Origin of the sequence: Porcincola intestinalis (assembly GCF_009696445.1) — a bacterium.
GTDB lineage: Bacteria > Bacillota > Clostridia > Lachnospirales > Lachnospiraceae > Porcincola > Porcincola intestinalis.
Genome location: NZ_VULZ01000004.1, coordinates 16,195 through 35,993, shown reverse-complemented (window position 1 = coordinate 35,993; position 19,799 = coordinate 16,195). Strand labels below are relative to the sequence as shown.

Genomic DNA, 19,799 nt, shown 5'->3' with positions numbered 1-19,799 from the left:
AACGGTGGTGTCTGAGGCAGCCATCAGGAACGGTGCGGCAGGCGGCCGAGGGGGAATATTTTCGTCTGCCTGATCAGAAGGGCCTGTGCAGAGGCGCATGTGGGGAGCGCACGAGGACTGTAAGGGCGGTTTTCGTGTGGAAACAGTCATAAGGGGCAGCAGATGAACAGGGGAAATCTGGCGGAAGATCCGAGGGTAGATCGGCCGTCATCAAGCCGTTATACCCGCTACGGCAGAGAGGGCAACGCTCTCCTGTATGTCAGCGATCGCGAGTGGAAGAAGGTTCTGGCAGAGGAGAAGACAGCTTCAGCGAGTAAGTCGCGGAAGAAGTCTTCCGCTGGTGTGAAGAATGTCCACTCAGCAAAGAGAAACGTATACGCAGCGGAACAGACACAGAGAAGAGACAAGGGCGTCAGTGCGCCGGCAGCAGCTTTTTCAAAGCTGGAAGTCGGAATGCACGGACGCTTATTTGGCGTTAAGGAAAACCCTGCTGCATCAGCCTTAGAGTCAGAAAAAAGAAGAAAAGCAAACGAGCCAGCCAGGCGTTCGGAACCGGCTGCCGGCGGAAAAGCATCCGGTGAAAAAACAGCCAGTGATCTGGAGAAACGCATGGAGGAGGCGTCTTCTGTATTCGGGACGGTGAAGATGGCCCGTCCTTATCTGAATGCGCCAAATCCCCTGCTTGAGAGCCGGAATATCAGGCTGGCGGAGAGCCGGAATCCCAGAGGGGCTGAAAGCCGGAATCCCAGACCAGCTGAGAGTCGGAAAACCAGGCAGACTGAGAGCCGGATGCTCAGACCGGCTGAAAACCGGAATCCCAGAGGGGTTGAGAGCCGGAATATCGGACTGGCGGAGAGCCGGAATCCCGGACCGGCGGGGCCTGAAGCGGACGGAAAGCAGCAGGTGAGGGCGGAGAGAAGCCAGAGGACGGCTTCGACGGTTTCGCTCCGGAAGGTTCTTGTGGCGTCCGGAGTCGGCCTTCTGACAGCCGGATACATTGCGGCAGGCGTTCATTTCAGTGATCACTTTTATCCATCAACGGAGTTTTTTGGGATCAAGGCTTCGGGGCTTACGGTGGAGGAAGTGAAGCGGCAGGTCGAGAAGAAGGTGGAGGGATACCAGCTTCAGATCAAAGGACGCTCTTCCGGCGGTTCGAACAGCGGGGCGGGCGACCGGATCACCGCTGACGAGGTCGGGATGAAGTACCGGGACAATGGGATGATTGACCGTGCCATGAGGCAGCAGTACCCGGCGGTCTGGCCGGCCGCGCTGCTGAAGACAATCCTGGCTCCGAATGAAGAAACACTTGGAACGGAATACGATTCGTCATTGGCCGATTCAGTGATCAGGAACCTGACGGTCTTTGACAGCAGCCGTGTGATTAAGCCCAGGAACGCAGAGCTGAAGTATACGGCGGATGGGGCTGTCATCACGAAGGAGGTCATGGGAACCAGGCTGGACTATGACAAGACGAAAACAGCCATCATTCACGCATTGAATGATGGTTCTACATCCATCAATCTGGAAAAAGAGGGACTGTATCAGAATCCGGAGGTGTACGCCGATGATGATGCCCTCAATGAGAAGGCGAACGCTCTGAATCAGGTTCTGGGTGCGAATGTCACACTTGAGATGGGAGATCAGAGTGTTCAGATCAATCCGGAGATGACGGCGGAAACCTTCCTCTCTCTGGATATGGATGGCAATTACTACGTCGATGACAGCAAGGTTTCCTCCTATATCGTGAAGCTGGCGGACAAGACGGACACGGTTGGAAGAAAGCGGACCTTTCACACAAGCCTTGGCACGACAGTTGAGCTCGAGGGCGGGGATTACGGATGGACGCTGGACGCGGATTCCACCGCGCAGGAGCTGGAGGAGGCGCTGAAGGAAAAGAAGAAGGGAACGCTGGAACCTGTCTATTTCACAACGGGGCTGTGCCGGGACAAGAATGATATCGGCAATACCTATGTGGAGATTGATCTCACAAACCAGCATATGTGGTTCTACAAGAACGGATCGCTTATTGTCGATACACCGGTCGTGACGGGGAATCCTCAGAAGAACAACGAGACGCCTTCCGGAGGTGTCTGGTCGCTCAAGGGAAAGTACCGGAATGCGACGCTGAAGGGGGAAGGGTACGCGACACCGGTTGATTACTGGCTGCCTTTCAATGGCGGAGTCGGGATTCACGATCTGCAGAAGCGCTATTATTTCGGCGGAAGTGTTTACAATGGAGCAGGCTCACATGGCTGCATCAATACGCCGCTTGCCGCTGTAAAACTGATCTACAACGGAATCGGAGACGGGACGCCCGTTGTTGTTTACAAGGACGACTCACAGGAGGCAGTCTCCCAGAATACCGGGATGCAGGATATCCGAACGATCACATCCTATATTGAGGCACAGTATGGGACGGTGTCTGATGATGGAGCGAGTGAGCGCGGGATGAGCGGATCCACTCAGTCAGCGGAGGTGCAGAGATGAAATACAGGTATGCGCTTTTTGATTTGGATGGAACAGTCATCGATTCAGGAGAGGGGATTACGAAGAGTACACAGTACGCGCTCTCAAAGATGGGGATTGAGGAGCCGGATCTGAACAGGCTGAGGGCCTTCGTGGGTCCGCCCTTGCTCGATTCTTTCCGGGATCTTTATGGAATGAGCGAGGAGAAGGCCATGGAGGCGGTTGACTGGTACAGGGAGCGTTACAGCAGCAAGGGGCTGTATGAATGCCATCCCTATGAAGGCATCGGAGAACTGCTGGAAGCACTTCAGCAGGAAGGACGAAAGCTTGCCGTCGCCTCCTCGAAGCCTGAACGTTTTGTGCGGGAGATTCTCGAACACTTCGGGATCGGACAGTATTTTTCTGAGATCGTCGGGGCGACGATGGATGAGAAACTCAGCTCGAAGCCGGACATCATCAGGGAGGTTTTCAGAAGGGGAAAGCTGACGCAGGCCGACAAGGCCTCCGTGGTCATGATCGGTGACCGGCGATTTGATATTGAGGGGGCAAATGAAACAGGCCTTGATTCCATCGGCGTCTATTATGGCTTTGCCGAACCGGGGGAGCTCGAGAAGGCAGGCGCGACATATATTGCGGAGACGGTTCAGGATCTTGCTGATCTGTTCAGAAGAATCTGAATTATCTATACATCGAAAATAGTAGATATGAAAGAAAAAGTCAAGAGAAATTTTTAAAAATATCGGGTTTCGTCTGTCTGATTTTTGACAGAACATGAAAAACAGCGGGACAGGATTCTTCTCCGCCATGGGAGTGGCGGAAGGAGTTGACATATATATCAGTATCTGATCAATCGGGGGAGCAGATGATGAGAGATTTCGGTGGGAGCATGAAGAGAGAAGACTATGACGGGGTTTTCAAGGCGCTTGGGGATGAACACAGACTGCGGATTCTCAGGCTGCTGGCGAAGAAGGAGCTGAGCGCGGGAGAGATTCTTGAATCGATGGATATCGTTCAGTCGACCCTGTCTCATCATATGAAGGTGCTGACAGACAATGGGGTCGTGACGGCAACGCGCAGCGGAAAGTGGACAATCTACTCTGTCAACAGGCCGGTGCTTCAGGAGGCTGCAGAGAGGCTGGAGGCGTTTCTGAGTGAGGCCGAGCACGCGGAGAAGTCTGATATCGCCATAAGGGCAAGGGCCACTGTGGCAGAGGAGAGGGTGCAGGAAGAGAAAAAGAAAAGCCTGATCTCAGAGGAGGTCCGGGGAGCAGAGTCGGCTGTTGGTCCCGTCGCCGGGATGCGGGAACAGACGGACGGAGTGCATGAGCAGCCGGCACAAGCTGTGGAGCCTGTCGCCGGAATGAGGGTGCAGCCAGCGTCAGCTGTGGAGCCTGTCGCCGGGATGAGGGAACAGACGGCTGGCGCACATGAGCCGTCGGGAAAGAAAAAGGGCAAGAAGGGGAAGAAGTCAAAGAAGGGCGGAAAGAAGTGATTTGCCGCACATATTCGGGCCGTGAGGCTTGACCTTCAAAATAATATGCTGTACCGTATTAGAAAAGCTTAAAAATGAAGGGCGGTATGACATGCTGAATGATGATGAGAGAAGAATCCGGGACGACCGGATGATGGTGCTCGCAGGGCAGAGCGGCGGGCTGTCCAGGCAGATTGATCCGTCGCTTTATTCAACGTACGGGGTGAAGCGAGGACTCCGTGAGGCGAATGGCCGGGGCGTGCTGACCGGCCTGACCGAGATCTCAGACGTGAACGGACACCGGGATGTTGACGGGAAGTCGGTTCCGATCGAGGGTGAGCTGTACTACCAGGGCTACAAGATCACGGATCTGGTAGAGGGGTTCCGGAACCACCGGTTCAATTTTGAGGAGGTCACCTATCTGCTGCTGTTCGGCGAGCTGCCGAACCGGAAACAGCTGCGTGATTTCATCGATCTTCTGGGGCAGTACCGCGAGCTTCCGAGCAAGTTTGTCCGGGATGTCATCATGAAAGCACCGAGTGCGAACATCATGAACGGGATGCAGCGCTCCGTTCTGACGCTGTACTCCTACGATTCGGATCCGGACGATATCACCATCCCGAACGTCCTGAGGCAGTCTATGCTGCTGATCGGTGTGATGCCGATGATTGCAGTCTATAATTATCATGCGTACCAGCATTACCACAACGACCGGTCCCTGATCATCCGGTATCCGGATGAAGAGCTTTCCGCAGCGGAGAACATCCTGAGAATGCTGCGCGATGACGGTCAGTATACAGAACTCGAAGCGAGAGTTCTCGATGCGTGCCTCGTCATCCACGCGGAGCACGGCGGCGGAAACAACTCAACCTTCACAACACATGTTGTCTCATCGACCGGAACCGATACATACTCAGCGGTGGCAGCCTCACTGGCTTCCCTGAAGGGACCCAAGCACGGCGGCGCAAACCTGAAGGTCGAGAACATGTTCAAGGATATCAAGGAGCATGTGAACAACTGGGAGGACGAAGGCGCAATCAGGGCATACGTGGAGCAGATCATCGACGGAGAGGCATTTGACCACACAGGTCTTGTGTATGGAATGGGACATGCCATCTATACGCTTTCTGACCCGAGAGCAGTGATTCTGAAGGAGAAGGCGAAAAAGCTGTCTGAGGCAAAGGGACTGGAGGAGGAGTTCAATCTCTATCAGACGGTCGAGAAGGTCTCGGCGGAGCTGCTGACAGAAAAACGGCATCTGTCAAAGCCGGTCTGCTGCAATGTGGACTTCTACTCCGGCTTTGTCTATTCGATGCTTGGCATTCCGAGACAGCTCTTCACCCCGATCTTCGCGATGGCGAGAATCTCCGGATGGTGCGCGCACAGAATGGAAGAGATTTCATCCGGCGGAAAGATTATCCGGCCGGCGTACAAGTATGTCGGGCATCACAGAACCTACCACAAGCTGGAAGACCGCAGCTAACAGCAGCCGGACCGAATCATTTCTGAATCATTTCCTGTTGAGCGGACGCTTTACACGCTTCTCTTATGCGGGTAAGATGAAGAAAAGAAAAGATCAGAGGGAGTGCGGCAGATAAAGGCGGGCAGTTGAGAGAACGGAGGATGCGAAGATGGCTTCAAAGGTCAAGACAATCGGTGTGCTGACAAGCGGCGGGGACGCGCCGGGCATGAATGCGGCGATCCGTGCGGTTGTCCGTGAGGCAATCGGCAAGGGGATGGATGTAAAGGGCATCTATCAGGGCTACAAGGGGCTGCTGAACGCAGAGATCGTGGACCTTTCGGCACGTGATGTGTCGGATATCATTTCCCGCGGCGGAACGATTCTGTACACGGCACGCTCGCAGGAATTCCGGACGCCGGAGGGACAGCAGAAGGCGGCGGAGGTGTGCAGGCAGCATGGCATTGAAGGCCTTGTTGTGATCGGAGGAGACGGTTCATTTGCGGGCGCCGGGAAGCTGGCGGAGCTCGGAATCAACACAGTTGGTATTCCGGGAACGATCGATCTCGATATTGCCTGCACAGACTATACGATTGGCTTTGATACGGCCGTCAACACGGCGATGGAGGCCATCGATAAGGTTCGCGATACGTCAACCTCGCATGAGCGCTGCTCGATCATCGAAGTCATGGGCCGGAATGCGGGTTATATCGCGCTGTGGTGTGGGATTGCGAATGGCGCGGAGGATATTCTTCTGCCGGAGTCCTACGATTATGATGAGCAGAAGCTGATCAACCACATCATCGAGATGCGCAAGCGTGGAAAGAAGCACCACATCATTATCAATGCCGAGGGAATCGGGCATTCGAGCTCAATGGCAAGACGAATTGAAGCGGCAACCGGTGTCGAGACCAGGGCAACGATTCTCGGGCACATGCAGAGAGGCGGGAGCCCGACCTGCCGCGACCGTGTGTATGCATCGATGATGGGTTCGTATGCGGTCGATCTGCTTGCGGAAGGAAAGACGAACCGCGTGGTCGGTGTCAAGGGCGGCGAGTGGGTTGACTTTGATATTGCGGAGGCGCTGAAGATGCAGAAGAGCCTGCCGGAATACATGGTCAGAGTTGCGAAGGCGCTGAGCATCTGAAGACGCAGAAAGAGACAGCTGGTGTAGATGGTAAGAGCCGTGAGGGCACTGGCCAGCTGAGGATGCAGCGACGATAGCAGATGACTCTCTGTATGAGGAGGTTTGTGACGGCCTCGCTCTGGAAAAAACCGGGGCGGGGCTGTTTTTGTGAACACGGACGGGTGTGCGGGCTGCAGGTGTAAGGCACTGGAACAGCAAAGGAAGCCAGGCTGCCTTTGTGAACAGATGGCCGTGCGGGGTACAGGCGTCAGGCGTCGGAACGGCAGAGAGAGCCGGAATGTAAGGACAGGAAACGGCGGGGATTAACAATGATTACGAGCAAGAGCAATGCGAAGGTCAGAAATCTGATCGCATTAAAGAGAAAGGCATCCGAGCGGAATGCTCAGGATGTGTTTCTGGTGGAAGGCATCAAGATGTTTCGGGAGATTCCTGCCGCGCAGCTGCGGGAAGTGTACACATCAGAGTCTTTTCTGAAAAGCGAAGCAGGAAGAAAGGCAGTCGAAGCCGTGCTGGCAGCTCAGGACAGACTGAAGGAAACGGTTGTTGAAACGGTATCGGATGAGATCTTCCGGAACCTTTCGGATACGCAGTCGCCCCAGGGAGTGATGGCCGTGGTTTCTCAGCAACATTACCGCCTCGAGGATCTGTTCGGGCAGCACACAGAGCCGCTTCTTCTGATTCTAGAGAATCTTCAGGACCCGGGCAATCTCGGGACGATCATCCGTACTGCGGAGGGCGCCGGTGTGACCGGAATTCTGATGAGCAGGGGGACGGCGGATCTGTACAACCCGAAGGTCACCAGATCGACGATGGGGAGCATCTTCCGGGTTCCATTTCTCTACACAGATGACCTCTCAGGAACGATCGGGAAGGTGAAGCAGGCGGGCGTTACAGTCTGCGCCGCTCATCTTCAGGGAAGACACACATATGATGGGGAAGACTACACGAAGGGCACTGCGTTCCTGATCGGAAATGAAAGCCGGGGACTTTCTGACGGGATCTCAGAGCTGGCCGACGTCCGGGTCCGCATTCCCATGGCGGGGAAGGTGGAATCGCTGAATGCGGCCGTGGCGGCCTCGATTCTGATGTATGAAGCGGGCAGGCAGAGACGGGCAGGGAGGAAGGATACCTGAACAGCAGGAAACTTTGTGCAGAGACTGAACGGGAACAGAGATGGAGGATTTGGGTATGAAAAGGAGTTGTAAATGCTTTCAGAGAATCTGGCTGGGGGCGTTTTTTCTGTGCCTGCTGCTGACTGTCTGGACGGGCGAGAAAAACAATGCCTTTGCCGCGGCAACGCCTTCGATCAGTCAGCGGATAGCTTATGTGCCACAGGGAAAGAAGCTGCGTCTCCGAGTGCGGAATGTGCATTCTGGCAGGATTGTCTGGGCGAGCAGTAACAGGAACATTGCCCGGGTTTCGCGCAAGGGAGTTGTCCGGGGTATTTCCGGCGGGTGGGCAAGGATCACGGCAGCTCTTCCCGGGGGAAAGGTGCTGTCCTGCCGTGTGAAAGTACAGATATTGAAGCTGGCTGAATCCAGGATCGACATGGCTGCCGGGCAGAGGCAGCGTCTGACAGTGGAGACAAATATCCGCAGGATGAAGTGGAAAAGCAGCAATCCGAAGGTGGCAGCGGTTTCGTCTTCGGGCAGGATTCATGCAAAGAAAGCGGGGACAGCACAGATCACGGCTTATTATGGAAAGCTCAAGGCTATCTGCAAGGTTCGGGTCAGGAGAAAAAAGGGGACGCAGAGCGTGGAATATCAGAGCGGGAAGCCAACGCAGACAACACAGACAACACAGGTTTCACAATCGGGACAGCAAGACCGATGGACACGTCTTTTGGAGATGTATCAGAATGAGAGCGGTGTGAATCAGCTTCTCTTTGTCCAGTATACCGGCGGGAGCAGGGCGGATGTCCTGCTGTATGTGAAGGAGTCCGGGACATGGAAATGCATCCTGACCTGTGACGGCGAGGTCGGAAAAAATGGGATCGATAAGGTGAAGGAGGGAGACAAGCGGACGCCGACCGGGACGTTCCGGCTGACTTCCGGATTTGGAATCCAGGCGAATCCGGGGACATCCATGCCTTACGTCCGGGTGAACCAGTATCTGTACTGGTGCGGCGACCGGTATATGTACAATCGGCTGGTTGATATCCGCAAACATCCGCACAAGTGCGCAGGAGAGCATCTGATTGATTATACACAGTGCTATGCGTATGGCATGTTCCTTGACTATAACAGTGCGAATACGCCGGGAAAAGGTTCCGCGATTTTCCTGCACTGCAAGGGCAACTCCGGTTACACGGCAGGCTGCGTGGCAGTTAGCCGGCAGAATATGATCGAAATCCTGCGCCAGGTGACGGACGGAGCAAGGATCTGCATCTATCACAAGTGATCGGAGAGATGGATGGGTACAGTGATTTCTGCTGAAAAGTGATGAAAAGTTTTTGATCGGAAATGGAGAGGGGCTTGCATCTCAGGCCCCTGTGCCCTATACTGGGCTTGTCAATCAAGTAAAGAGATCTTCAGGGCGGGGTGCGATTCCCCACCGGCAGTGAAAGCCTGCTACCCGCGAGAGCGGTTGACCCGGTGTGATTCCGGGGCCGACGGTATAGTCCGGATGGAAGAAGATATATCGAACTGAATCGAAGTTTCTTTCCATCTCTTTCACACCTGAACCTCTTGCAGAGTGTAGAGTACACGGAAAGGAGCTTTTTTTATGGCTGACTCATCTGCAGGTTCAACAATGAAACCACGTGTTATGACAAAGACGCAGAAACGTACCAGGTACATCGCCGTCACGGCGATGCTGTCCGCAATCGCGACTGTCCTGATGTACATCGAGATTGTCGTGCCATTCATGCCATCCTTCATCAAGCTGGATCTCTCGGACCTTCCGTCGCTGATCGGATCGTTTGCGATGGGACCGGTTTACGGGGTCGTGATTGCTGCGGTCAAGAATCTGCTGCATCTGTTTTTCACCTCATCGGGCGGTGTCGGGGAGCTTTCGAACTTCCTGCTGAATGCGGCGTTCGTCCTGCCGGCAGGGCTGATCTATCGTTTCCGCAAGTCCAAGAAAGGCGCGATTGCGGGGGCACTGACAGGGGCGGTGGTTATGGCGGCGCTGAGCGTCCCGATCAACTACTTCATCGTCTATCCGTTCTATACGGCTTTCATGCCGATGGATGCTATCATCAAGATGTATCAGGTTATCAATCCGGCGATTCAGGATGGCGACCTGCTTCAGTGCCTTGTCACGTTCAACATGCCGTTCACATTTCTGAAGGCGATATTGTCCGTTGTGGTGACATTCCTGATCTATAAACCACTGTCCCCGCTGATTCACGGGACAAACAGAGGATAATAAGTCATCACGTGAATATCATGTGAACATGGGAAGAGCTCCGGTATGCAGCCGGGGCTCTTTCCAACTTTCCGGAGATGTGCGATAATGACGCCTGTTATACACGGCTGCACAGATTCGGGCGGGGCAGCCGGCATGCAGTCACGTGGGAAGAAGAAGAACAGCGTTATGGCAGTAGAGAAGGTAAAGGAATACTTCAGGGGAACAGGCATCGAGGTGATCGAACTGCCGGAGTCTTCGGCGACGGTTGAGCTGGCGGCGGAGGCGCTCCATACAGAGCCGGATCAAATCGCGAAGACACTATCATTTCTGGTGGACGGAAAACCGGTGCTGATCGTGATGGCCGGGATGGCCCGCGTTGACAATCATAAATATAAGGAATACTTTCATAAAAAAGCGATGATGATTCCGCACGATCAGGTGGAGGCATACATCGGGCATGCGCCGGGCGGGGTCTGCCCGTTTGCGGTGAAGGAGGACGTCACGGTGTACCTGGATGCGTCTCTCAGGTGCCATGAGGTCGTTTATCCGGCTGCCGGGAGCGGCAACAGTGCGGTGCGGATCACACTCAGTCAGCTTGAACAGTACTCCGGGTACCAGGCGTGGATCGACGTCACGAAGTGAGGAAGAGGAGGCGCCGGGTACCGGAGATAAGGTGATGGCGCGGATCCGGACCCAGGAAGCGCCGGGCGGTTGCGGGTGCCGGACCATATCGGGAAAGAGGGTTATGGAGAACGGAAAGATGAGCAGATGGAAGCAGTCGGTGAGACGGCGTGTGGCGGTGACGGCAGGCATGTTTTTGCTTGCAGGGGGACTGCTGGCAGGCTGTTCGGGCGGGATTTCTACGCAGAAGACGGAGAAGGGATACCGCGCTGTGAAGGATGCGGATTTCCAGTCGGCGCAGCAGGATTTCGAGACGGCTGTGACGGAGGGGGAGGATGCGGTTCAGGCATACCGCGGACTCGGCATTGCGTTGATGGGGCAGGCGAAGTATAAGGATGCGGTGGATGCCTTCAACAAGGCGCTGGCCGCGACGGATGAGAAGATGCCGGACACAGTCAAGGATCTGCTTCTGTACCGGGAGTCTGCCGAATACCGCGGAGCGGATTATGCGGCGGTCATCAAGACGGCGGAATCGCTCATCGGCATGGATGAGAAGATGAAGGAGCCTTATTTCTACAGAGGCGCGGCATATCTTTACCAGGGCGAGCAGGATAAGGCGAAGACGAACTTTGACTATGCGGTTTCCCTGGATCCGTCAAACTACAGTCTGTACCTGAATATATACAGAGTCTACAATGACAATCATCTGTCGGCTGTCGGGGACGAATATCTCCAGACGGCGCTCGGAACGGAACCGTCGGATGCGGAAGGGTACTATCAGGTTGGACAAATCTACTATTATCTGGAGCAGTACGATGAGGCGGCCAAGGCTCTGGCCGAGCCGATCAAGGAGAAGAATGTCCCGGCGATGTCTCTGATGGGGCAGATTTATCTTGCCAGGAAGGACTATGACAACGCGAAGGCGATCTATACGCAGGTACAGTCGATTGATCCGTCCAGCACGGACAGCTACAACGGGCTGGCGCTCTGCGCGCTGGCACAGGATGATGTCCAGACGGCGCTCCAGTACATTGCGCAGGGCCTTGCTCTTCCCGGAAATGAAGGAAAACAGGATCTTTATTTCAATGAGGTTGTAGCCTACGAGAAGAGTCTGGATTTCCTGACAGCGAAGGATAAGTGCCAGAAATATGTGGAGCTCTACCCGACAGACGAGAAGGGGCAGCGGGAGCTGACCTTCCTGAATTCGAGGAACTGAGGCGGCGCTTCATGGGACGAAACATCAAGAAGGGACAGCGGCTATGTCCGGGCTGGCGGGGTGACGGCCGAAGACGGACTGGACACAGGCAGCCAGATACAGGCAGCCGGGAAAGGAAGCAGCTTGGACGATCGGATGACAGATAAAGGCAGTGAGCAGCGGGATCGTGTAATTCTGATTGGAGTCCGCACGCCGCAGAGCGAGGTGGATGAGCAGGACTCTCTCGAGGAGCTGGCGTCTCTTGCGGATACCGCCGGTGCGGAAGTGCTGGGCACGGTGATTCAGAACCTGGAGAATCCGGAGCCGGGCACTTATATCGGCCGGGGAAAGATAGAGGAAGTGAAGGCGCTTGCGCAGGAGCTTGAGGCAAACGGCGTGATCGCGGATGATGAGCTTTCGCCGGCTCAGATGCGCAATCTGAGCGATGCGCTTGACCTGAAGGTGATGGACCGGACACTTCTGATCCTGGATATTTTTGCGCAGCGGGCGACCAGCTCCGAGGGAAAGGTCCAGGTGGAAATGGCGCAGCTGAAGTACCGTATGACGAGGCTGTCCGGGATTGGGACGCAGCTGTCCAGACTCGGAGGCGGCATCGGGACCAGGGGACCTGGAGAAAAGAAGCTGGAGACAGACAGGCGGCTCATTCAGCGGAGGATCACACAGCTGAGAAGAGAGCTGGAGGATGTCAGACGGCACCGGGAGCTGCTCCGCGGGCACAGAGGCGAGGGAGCCGCACCGGTTGCGGCGATTGTCGGCTACACGAATGCCGGGAAGTCGACTCTTCTGAATACCCTGACAGGCGCGGGGGTTCTGGCGGAGAACAAGCTGTTCGCGACGCTGGATCCGGTTACCAGGCTGCTGGAGCTTGATGGCGGGCAGAAGGTCCTGCTGACCGATACGGTCGGGTTTATCCGAAAGCTCCCCCATCATCTGGTCGAGGCATTCGGCTCGACACTGGAGGAGGCAAAGTATGCAGATGTGATCATCCACGTTGTGGATGCCTCCAACCCGCAGGCAGGGAGCCAGATGGAGACCGTCTATGACACGCTGAGACAGCTTGGCGTGATGGGGAAACCGGTCATTACGCTGCTGAACAAGACAGACTGTCTGGACGATGGGATGACCGGAAAGGTGACAGGTGACCGCCGTGCGGACGCAGTTGTCCGGATATCGGCCAAGACCGGCGCCGGACTGGATGCATTCGAGCGTGTCCTTCAGGATGTCCTGACACGCGATCTCATCCTGGTGGAACGGACATATGGTTATCAGGACGGCGGGAAGGTTCAGCTGATCCGCACGTACGGGCAGATTCTGGAGTCGAAATATGAGCCGGATGGGATCTGGGTGAAGGCCTATGTGCCGAAGAAAATTTACGGTAGCATCTGAGATGGCTTCCGGCGCAGGTGGATGGCTGCCGGCGCAGAACCGGGGATATCTGCAGGATGGGGCAGGCGCAGCTGACTGCCTCCGGAAGAAAGACGTCCGGCTCAGATCCGGAGAATGTCTGCAGGATGGGGCAGGCGCAGCTGACTGTCGCCGGAAAGCAGACGTCAGGCGCGGGACTGAGAGGACCCTGCAGACGGATGGCATGACAGCAGAAAAAAGGGCGGAACGCCGAAGCGAGCCACCCTGATTCACCGCCTGTAAAGCTTCTGATTACTGCTTCACAACATTGGCAGCCTGCATGCCGCGGTTGCCCTGAACCAGATCATATGTAACCTTCTGGCCTTCATCGAGGGTCTTGAAGCCTTCGCCCTGGATTGCGGAGAAGTGAACGAATACGTCCTTTCCATCCTCGCCAGTGATGAAGCCATAGCCTTTTTCTGCGTTGAACCACTTAACAGTTCCGTTCATGATGAACCTCCATTGAAAATAAGAACAGGATTGACAACGGTTATTTAAGAAACATTAGCTTGGTTGACAATCAATGAACTTCATCTATCAACGAGGGCTGTATCTTTCATACCGTTAATCGTAATTGCAAACCTGATTATATCCCGGGCTATGGGCACTGTCAAGCTGAAAAGACAGGTTTCTTAATACGATATGACATGAAAATGATGTATTTGTTATGCGATGATTGTGCAGAATGCACAACAAAACAGAAGGCATCGAGAGATCACATTTCAGGGACGCACCGGCAGCCGGGCAGAGAAAGAAACCGCTTCTTCCGGGGACAGAGCCGCGCGCGGACGGGATATTCGTGTATAATGAGGGCATCAGACATCCAGAACAGGGAGGAATCACTACGATGACTATTTCCTACGATGAATTAAACAGGATCTTTACGATTCAGACGAAAGACGGTACCTATCAGATGATGGCAGACCGGCATGACCGGCTTCTGCACCTGTACTACGGGAGAAAGAGTGCCGGCAGGATGGACTATCTGCTGACATATGCGGACAGGGGATTTTCAGGCAATCCGTATGATGTCGGAAATGACCGTGCGTATTCTCTGGACGCGCTTCCGCAGGAGTATCCGTCGCAGGGAACCGGTGATTACAGATCCCCCGCGCTGGTGGTTGAGACGGAGAGCGGGAAGACGGGATGCGATCTGCGTTTCGACTCCTATGAAATCCGGGACGGAAAGTACAGCCTTCCGGAGCTTCCGGCCGTGTATGCAGACGCAGATAAGGACAAGGCGCAGACGCTGGTGGTGACGCTCCGGGACCCGGAGGCAAAGCTGAGGGTCGAGCTTCTGTATGGGGTTTTACCGGAGCTGAATATCATCACGAGGGCGGCCGTCATATACAATGACTCGGATGAGAAGATTTATCTCAACCGGGCACTCTCTGCAAATCTGGATTTTGTCGGCGGGGACTATGACCTCATGACCTTCTATGGCAGGCATGCCATGGAGCGTACCCCGCAGAGGGTACCGGTGTCCCACGGAGAGCAGGTTGTCATAAGCCGGCGGGGAACTTCCTCCCATCAGTACAACCCGCTTCTGATCCTGGCTGACCGCGAGGCAGCCGAGACGGCAGGATCCTGCTACGCGATGGAGCTGGTCTACAGCGGTGGATTTATGGGGATGGCCGGGCTCGACCAGTTCGGACAGACGCGGATGCAGATCGGTCTGTCGGACCACATGTTCCACTATCCGGTTGAAAGCGGGGCGTCATTTACCACACCAGAGACAATCCTCAGCTTCAGCGGGGAAGGCCTGTCCGGCCTGTCAAGGCAGCTTCACGACTGCATCCGCAGCCATGTGGTGCGCGGATACTGGCGGGACCGGGTGCGTCCGGTGCTGCTCAACAGCTGGGAGGGCTGTTATCTGACCTTCGACGCGGAGAAGATTCTGAATCTGGCCAGGGAGGCGAAGGAGCTGAATCTGGATCTGTTCGTCCTGGATGACGGCTGGTTTGGAAAGCGGGACTCGGACAACAGCGGACTTGGAGACTGGTTTGTCAATGAAAAGAAGATCGGGGATCTCCACCGGCTGGTGGAGCAGATTCATGGCATGGGACTTTTGTTCGGCATCTGGTTTGAGCCGGAGATGGTCAACGAGGACAGCAATCTTTTCCGGGCGCACCCGGACTGGGCGCTCGCGATTCCCGGAAGAAAGCCGGTGCGGGCACGCAACCAGCTGGTGCTGGACTTCTCGCGCAGGGAAGTAGTGGATGCCATCTATGATCAGGTCTGCCGGATCATCGACATGGGCCCGGTCGACTATGTGAAGTGGGATTACAACCGTTCGATTGCGGAGGTTTACTCGAAAGCCGGCAGGGAGGCAGGCGCCGTTCTCTATGACTATATCCTCGGCCTGTACGATTTTCTGGAACGGCTCTGCACCCGGTATCCGAAGCTGCTCATTGAGGGCTGCAGCGGCGGGGGCGGAAGATTTGACGCCGGCATGCTGTATTACACGCCGCAGATCTGGTGCTCCGACAACACGGATCCGATCGACAGGCTCCGCATTCAGTACGGAACCTCCTTCGGGTATCCGGTCAGTTCGATGGGTGCCCATGTCTCGGTGTCGCCGAATGAGCAGGACGGCCGCGTCACGCCGCTCTATACCCGCACGGTGATCGCCATGAGCGGTACCTTCGGCTACGAGCTGGATCCGGCGAAAATGAGCGAGGCGGAGAAGGCGGAGGTCCGAAGAGACGTGGCAAGGCAGAAACGGTATGCGCCGCTCATTTCCGGCGGGGATTACTACCGCCTGACAGATCCGCTGAAGGGCGGACCGGCGGCCTGGGAGATTGTGTCAAAGGATGGAACGGAGGTTCTGGTCAGCATTGTCACGCAGAACAATCATGGGAATATGACACAGGACTATGTCAGGCTTCAGGGGCTGGACGAGGAGGCGCTCTACCTGCTGGATGACAACGGCGAAGACGCAGCGGAGGCTTCAGCTCAGGCAGCGGGCAGTGCACCCGGCGGGCAGAACGGCTCGATGGGCCTGAATACGGCCGGAAAGCGGGGGATCGTCTACGGCGGAGGAGCACTCATGGAAGCAGGGCTGCCGGTACCGCTCCATTTCGGAGAGTACCTGGCATACCAGTGGCACTTCACTAGACAGTGACGCGGTTCCGTCAGTCATGGGGCGCATGGTGCATCACCGGGCGGATCGTCATGGAGACTGCGAAGGTGAGGCAGAGGAGCAGCGGGAAGAATCAGGCAGAATGACAGGAGCGGGAATGCCAGAAGAGATCAGGATCAGGATTCCGGACAAGGTAGAGAAAGTTCTATCAGCCCTTCATCAGGCGGGGTTTGAGGCGTATGCGGTGGGCGGCTGCGTGCGGGACAGCATTCTTGGCAGGACACCGGATGACTGGGATATCACAACAAATGCGCTCCCCGGACAGGTGAAGCAGGTTTTCCGGCGCACCATCGATACCGGGATCGAACACGGGACGGTGACGGTGCGCTTTGAGGGGGAGAGCTTCGAGGTCACAACCTACAGGCTGGACGGGAAATATGAGGATCACCGCCACCCGGACAACGTTTCCTATACCAGGAACCTGCGCGAAGACCTCATGCGCAGGGACTTCACGGTCAATGCGATGGCCTACAATGACCGGGACGGGCTTGTGGATCTGTTCGGCGGGCTGTCGGATCTGAGGGATCAGGTCGTGCGCTGTGTCGGAAGCCCCAGGGAGCGATTCGATGAGGATGCGCTCCGGGTGCTGAGAGCCGTCCGGTTCTGCGCAAAGCTTGGGTTCAGGCTCGATCCGGCGACGAAGGAGGCCGCGACACAGATGGCACCCTCGCTCTCGTTCATTTCCGCGGAGCGGATCCGGACAGAGCTGGAGAAGCTGATCACCTCCCCGCACCCGGAGGAAATGAGGCTGGCCTATGAGTGCGGGATCACGGCGGTTGTGCTGCCGGAGTTCGACGCGGAGATGGAGGCGGTTCAGAATAACCATCATCACCGCCTGACGGTCGGCGAGCACACGATCCGGACGATGATGGCGGCGGCGCCGGACCGGACGCTGCGCTGGACGATGCTCCTGCACGACTGCGGGAAGCCGTCGGTTCAGCGGCTCGATGAGAAGGGAGTCTACCACTACCACGGACATGCGGCGCCGGGGGCGGAGATCGCGGAGAAGGTGCTCCGCCGCCTGAAGTTTGACAAGGCATCCATGCGGGACATCGTCCATCTGGTCCGGAATCACTCTCTCTATCCGGCACTCTCCGAAGAGGGTGTGAGGCGGGCTGTCGTTCAGCTGACGCCGCGGCTGTTTCCGGTTTTTCTTCAGGTGAAGCGTTCCGATATCCGGGGGCAGAACCCGGAGGTGCAGGCGGACAAGCTGGACTATATGGACAAGGTGGAGGAAATCTACCACAGGGTTGTGGACCGAGGCGACTGCCTGAGCCTGAAGGAGCTTGCGCTGACTGGTAATGACCTGATCGGGATGGGATTCCAGAGAGGGGCGCAGATCGGAGACATCCTCGGGAAGCTGTTCGACGAGGTGCTTCAGGATCCGTCCCTCAACACGAAGGAATATCTGATGGAGCGGGCAAAGCTGCTGACGCTTTAAATGTGCCGGGGCGGCCTGGCTCGTGAGGGCAGGGCTGCGTCCGCCCGGAGACAATTGGCGTGCTGATGTCCCGGTGACTGGAAGCGGCCGGGATTCTTGCAGGGCGGGTAGATTTTGGCTATACTAGGCCAGTGTCTGAGAGAGTGGCCGGGACCTGTCTCCGCCGGAAAGGGCGAAAGCGGGTTCATTACAGGGAAAGGATTTTATATATGAAATTTATTCAGACCCCTGTCAAGGGGATGCAGGATTTTCTTCCTTCTGATATGCAGCTTCGCCAGCATGTGCTGTCTACGATCCGCAGAACCTATGCGCAGTTCGGATTCAATGAGATCGAGACGCCTATGATGGAGCACATCGAGAATCTGACGGGCAAAAACGGCGGGGAGAACGAGAAGCTGATCTTCAAGGTTCTGAAGCGCGGTGCGGAGCTTCAGCGTGCGCTTGGAAAAATCCGGGCAGGCGGAGAGACCGGCACGGATGCAAATGAGGATGGGACGGTGCTTGCGGACTCTGCACTGCGGTATGACCTGACCGTTCCGCTCAGCCGCTACTATTCCTGCCACAAGAACGATCTGCCGACTCCCTTCAAGGCGCTTCAGATCGGCAATGTGTTCCGCGCAGACCGTCCGCAGAAGGGCAGGTTCCGCCAGTTCACTCAGTGCGATATCGACATCATCGGGGACAGCTCCAGCATGGCGGAGATTGAACTCATCGCCGCGACAAGCAAGGCCCTGACGCGCATTTTCTCGGAAGTGAATGTTCACGGTTTTACCGTCCACATCAATGACCGCAGAATTCTGAAGGCAATGGCGGAGAATGCCGGATTCCCGGCGGATTCCTGTGACGAGGTCTTCATCATCCTTGACAAGATGGACAAGATCGGAAAGGATGGCGTGAAGGAGGAGCTGCTGAAGGAGGGCTTCGACGCGGCGGCGACGGACCGTTACATCGGGTATTTCGATGAGCTCGAAAAGGTGCTTGGACAGGCCGACGGCAAGGAACAGGCGGCGCTGATTCAGGACTTCATCGCGAAGACCTGCGGCGATAAGATCGAGGAGGGCGTCGGAAGCAGTCTCTCCTCCATCATGGAGGCGGCAGGCGGGATGATTGACAGCGACATCACGCTGAAGTTTGACCCGACACTGGTCCGCGGGATGGGATACTACACAGGAACCATTTTCGAGATCACAATCGACAACTATTCCTTCTCCATCGCAGGGGGCGGCCGCTACGACAAGATGGTCGGCAAGTTCTCCGGTCAGGATGCGCCGGCGTGCGGATTCTCGATCGGCTTCGAGCGGATCTATACGATTCTGAAGGACCTGAACTGGAAGAGCACGGATGAGGCGGAGAAGAAAGCCTACCTGGTAGATCTGAAGAGTGCCGCGTCGAGGGTGCCGGAGGTCTTCGCGAAGGCGACCGCGGAGCGCGGAGAGGGACTCACGGTTACGGTCGAGCCGCTGAAGAAGAATGCAAAGTTCCAGATCGACACGCTCGAGAAGGCAGGCTACACGACCGTTACGAAGGTTTACGCAGACACGGAGCTTTGAACCGTGCGCGAAGACATCCCGGCGAGGGCCTGACGACTGCGGGACGGGGCTGCGGACTGTCATCACGGATTCTTCAGTCCTGGTGCCATGGGGCGGAGGCAGCCGGGCAGCCTTGACAAACATCAGGCTGGGTTATATAAGTATTAGAGATTCCCGCCGGAATAAGGGTGGGGAAGCAATGTGATCATCAATTCAGAAAAAAGGAGTACCACATTATGAATAAGCAGGAACTGATCGCTGCAATCGCTGAGAAGGCTGAGCTGGAGAGGGACGATGCAAAGAAGGCTCTGAATGCGTTCATCGAGGTTGTAGGGGATGAGCTGAAGAAGGGCGAGAAGATTCAGATCATCGGGTTCGGAACCTTTGAGGTGTCCGAGAGAGCTGCAAGAGAGGGCCGCAATCCGCAGACTGGCGAGGCGATGGAGATCAAGGCTTCCAAAAATCCGAAGTTCAAGGCAGGAAAGGCACTGAAGGACAGCCTGAACTGACGGCGGGATGTCTTACAGAATATAGACGAGACAGAGGACCCTG

17 protein-coding genes and 1 riboswitch are annotated in these 19,799 nt (G+C 56.1%); of the genes, 16 read left to right on the top strand and 1 reads right to left on the bottom strand.

Annotated features, from left to right (window positions below):
• The first annotated feature begins 162 nt into the window (after positions 1-162).
• The 12 genes from FYJ35_RS05070 (at position 163) to FYJ35_RS05015 (ending at position 13,323) form a co-directional block, all read left to right on the top strand.
• Positions 163-2,487, top strand: coding sequence for a L,D-transpeptidase family protein (locus FYJ35_RS05070; protein ID WP_154524113.1), 2,325 nt, complete (start codon positions 163-165; stop codon positions 2,485-2,487).
• A complete protein-coding gene (locus tag FYJ35_RS05065) occupies positions 2,484-3,143 on the top strand; it encodes an HAD family hydrolase (RefSeq protein ID WP_154524110.1) in 660 nt (219 codons plus the stop codon). The genes FYJ35_RS05070 and FYJ35_RS05065 overlap by 4 nt, the downstream gene beginning before the upstream one ends.
• Before the next feature lie 185 nt (positions 3,144-3,328).
• Entirely contained in the window at positions 3,329-3,958 is a 630-nt protein-coding gene (locus FYJ35_RS05060) for an ArsR/SmtB family transcription factor (RefSeq protein WP_235906378.1), read from the top strand.
• 91 nt (positions 3,959-4,049) lie between these two features.
• Positions 4,050-5,420, top strand: a complete 1,371-nt coding sequence (locus tag FYJ35_RS05055) for a citrate/2-methylcitrate synthase (protein WP_154524107.1) — start codon at positions 4,050-4,052, stop codon at positions 5,418-5,420.
• A 148-nt stretch (positions 5,421-5,568) separates the two neighbouring features.
• Positions 5,569-6,543 carry a 6-phosphofructokinase gene (pfkA, locus tag FYJ35_RS05050; RefSeq protein WP_154524104.1) on the top strand — a complete coding sequence of 325 codons (975 nt, stop codon included), beginning with the start codon at positions 5,569-5,571 and terminating at the stop codon, positions 6,541-6,543.
• A gap of 308 nt (positions 6,544-6,851) precedes the next feature.
• Positions 6,852-7,676: a TrmH family RNA methyltransferase gene (locus tag FYJ35_RS05045; RefSeq protein ID WP_154524101.1), complete on the top strand. Its 825-nt coding sequence runs from the start codon at positions 6,852-6,854 to the stop codon at positions 7,674-7,676.
• 55 nt (positions 7,677-7,731) lie between these two features.
• Positions 7,732-8,943 carry an Ig-like domain-containing protein gene (locus FYJ35_RS05040; protein WP_205839720.1) on the top strand — a complete coding sequence of 404 codons (1,212 nt, stop codon included), beginning with the start codon at positions 7,732-7,734 and terminating at the stop codon, positions 8,941-8,943.
• A 122-nt stretch (positions 8,944-9,065) separates the two neighbouring features.
• Positions 9,066-9,184, top strand: a riboswitch (FMN riboswitch).
• A gap of 110 nt (positions 9,185-9,294) precedes the next feature.
• Entirely contained in the window at positions 9,295-9,912 is a 618-nt protein-coding gene (locus FYJ35_RS05035; RefSeq protein WP_154524095.1) for an ECF transporter S component, read from the top strand.
• Between the two features lie 168 nt (positions 9,913-10,080).
• Positions 10,081-10,536 carry a YbaK/EbsC family protein gene (locus FYJ35_RS05030; RefSeq protein WP_154524432.1) on the top strand — a complete coding sequence of 152 codons (456 nt, stop codon included), beginning with the start codon at positions 10,081-10,083 and terminating at the stop codon, positions 10,534-10,536.
• 118 nt (positions 10,537-10,654) lie between these two features.
• Positions 10,655-11,731, top strand: a complete 1,077-nt coding sequence (locus FYJ35_RS05025) for a tetratricopeptide repeat protein (RefSeq protein ID WP_205839719.1) — start codon at positions 10,655-10,657, stop codon at positions 11,729-11,731.
• 135 nt (positions 11,732-11,866) lie between these two features.
• On the top strand, positions 11,867-13,117 hold the full coding sequence (hflX, locus tag FYJ35_RS05020) for a GTPase HflX (protein ID WP_154524430.1): 1,251 nt from the start codon (positions 11,867-11,869) through the stop codon (positions 13,115-13,117).
• Between the two features lie 56 nt (positions 13,118-13,173).
• Entirely contained in the window at positions 13,174-13,323 is a 150-nt protein-coding gene (locus FYJ35_RS05015; RefSeq protein ID WP_154524089.1) for a hypothetical protein, read from the top strand.
• A gap of 64 nt (positions 13,324-13,387) precedes the next feature.
• On the opposite strand, the gene FYJ35_RS05010 is transcribed toward FYJ35_RS05015, so the two are convergent.
• The gene (locus FYJ35_RS05010) at positions 13,388-13,585 is read right to left on the bottom strand and encodes a cold-shock protein (RefSeq protein ID WP_154524086.1); all 198 of its coding nucleotides are present in this window, start codon (positions 13,583-13,585) and stop codon (positions 13,388-13,390) included.
• Positions 13,586-13,982: 397 nt separating this feature from the next.
• On the opposite strand from FYJ35_RS05010, the gene FYJ35_RS05005 reads away from it, so the two are divergent.
• The 4 genes from FYJ35_RS05005 to FYJ35_RS04990 all read left to right on the top strand — a co-directional run bounded on the left by FYJ35_RS05005 (position 13,983) and on the right by FYJ35_RS04990 (position 19,756).
• Entirely contained in the window at positions 13,983-16,259 is a 2,277-nt protein-coding gene (locus FYJ35_RS05005; RefSeq protein WP_154524083.1) for an alpha-galactosidase, read from the top strand.
• 115 nt (positions 16,260-16,374) lie between these two features.
• Entirely contained in the window at positions 16,375-17,718 is a 1,344-nt protein-coding gene (locus FYJ35_RS05000) for a CCA tRNA nucleotidyltransferase (RefSeq protein WP_154524080.1), read from the top strand.
• 209 nt (positions 17,719-17,927) lie between these two features.
• Entirely contained in the window at positions 17,928-19,268 is a 1,341-nt protein-coding gene (gene hisS / locus FYJ35_RS04995; protein WP_154524077.1) for a histidine--tRNA ligase, read from the top strand.
• A gap of 215 nt (positions 19,269-19,483) precedes the next feature.
• A complete protein-coding gene (locus tag FYJ35_RS04990; RefSeq protein ID WP_154524074.1) occupies positions 19,484-19,756 on the top strand; it encodes an HU family DNA-binding protein in 273 nt (90 codons plus the stop codon).
• The last annotated feature ends 43 nt before the right edge of the window (positions 19,757-19,799 follow it).

Coding starts and splice junctions, on each gene's coding strand:
- FYJ35_RS05070 (WP_154524113.1), top strand. CDS start 163: ATGAACAGGGGAAATCTGGCGGAAGATCCGAGGGTAGATCGGCCGTCA.
- FYJ35_RS05065 (WP_154524110.1), top strand. CDS start 2,484: ATGAAATACAGGTATGCGCTTTTTGATTTGGATGGAACAGTCATCGAT.
- FYJ35_RS05060 (WP_235906378.1), top strand. CDS start 3,329: ATGATGAGAGATTTCGGTGGGAGCATGAAGAGAGAAGACTATGACGGG.
- FYJ35_RS05055 (WP_154524107.1), top strand. CDS start 4,050: ATGCTGAATGATGATGAGAGAAGAATCCGGGACGACCGGATGATGGTG.
- pfkA (WP_154524104.1), top strand. CDS start 5,569: ATGGCTTCAAAGGTCAAGACAATCGGTGTGCTGACAAGCGGCGGGGAC.
- FYJ35_RS05045 (WP_154524101.1), top strand. CDS start 6,852: ATGATTACGAGCAAGAGCAATGCGAAGGTCAGAAATCTGATCGCATTA.
- FYJ35_RS05040 (WP_205839720.1), top strand. CDS start 7,732: ATGAAAAGGAGTTGTAAATGCTTTCAGAGAATCTGGCTGGGGGCGTTT.
- FYJ35_RS05035 (WP_154524095.1), top strand. CDS start 9,295: ATGAAACCACGTGTTATGACAAAGACGCAGAAACGTACCAGGTACATC.
- FYJ35_RS05030 (WP_154524432.1), top strand. CDS start 10,081: ATGGCAGTAGAGAAGGTAAAGGAATACTTCAGGGGAACAGGCATCGAG.
- FYJ35_RS05025 (WP_205839719.1), top strand. CDS start 10,655: ATGAGCAGATGGAAGCAGTCGGTGAGACGGCGTGTGGCGGTGACGGCA.
- hflX (WP_154524430.1), top strand. CDS start 11,867: ATGACAGATAAAGGCAGTGAGCAGCGGGATCGTGTAATTCTGATTGGA.
- FYJ35_RS05015 (WP_154524089.1), top strand. CDS start 13,174: ATGGGGCAGGCGCAGCTGACTGCCTCCGGAAGAAAGACGTCCGGCTCA.
- FYJ35_RS05010 (WP_154524086.1), bottom strand. CDS start 13,585: ATGAACGGAACTGTTAAGTGGTTCAACGCAGAAAAAGGCTATGGCTTC.
- FYJ35_RS05005 (WP_154524083.1), top strand. CDS start 13,983: ATGACTATTTCCTACGATGAATTAAACAGGATCTTTACGATTCAGACG.
- FYJ35_RS05000 (WP_154524080.1), top strand. CDS start 16,375: ATGCCAGAAGAGATCAGGATCAGGATTCCGGACAAGGTAGAGAAAGTT.
- hisS (WP_154524077.1), top strand. CDS start 17,928: ATGAAATTTATTCAGACCCCTGTCAAGGGGATGCAGGATTTTCTTCCT.
- FYJ35_RS04990 (WP_154524074.1), top strand. CDS start 19,484: ATGAATAAGCAGGAACTGATCGCTGCAATCGCTGAGAAGGCTGAGCTG.